The organism is Natrialba sp. PRR66, from assembly GCF_034808065.1.
In the GTDB taxonomy this organism is placed as follows: domain Archaea; phylum Halobacteriota; class Halobacteria; order Halobacteriales; family Natrialbaceae; genus Natrialba; species Natrialba aegyptia.
This window is the reverse complement of the sequence record NZ_JAXHGN010000218.1, coordinates 1-248: the sequence shown is the minus strand read 5'-3', so window position 1 is coordinate 248 and position 248 is coordinate 1. Positions and strand designations below refer to the sequence as shown.

Here is a 248-nt window from a genome sequence, read left to right as displayed (position 1 = left end):
AAAGAAATTCACAGGTACGCTCGCCAATATTACTGCTGCGGAATATACAATAATAGAAAAATATTATAAACGTGCTATAGCTAGTAAGAAATGCAACCCATTTCTTATAGCGGTTGCTACGAGGGAATTACAATTAACCCGCATGAAAGATCCCGGTTACGTTAAAGGTTTGTTGAAGCTCCAGAATAATTATTTATTAAAGCTTGGATTGTGTGGATTAGCTGGCGTGGGCTCCGTTGCTTTACTAT

At 37.9% G+C, this 248-nt stretch carries 1 protein-coding gene; it reads left to right on the top strand.

What is annotated here, in order from left to right; all coding sequences use genetic code 11:
• Window positions 1-248 (top strand): hypothetical protein (locus tag SM755_RS24035; protein WP_323174887.1); only part of this gene is annotated, 248 nt, incomplete at both ends.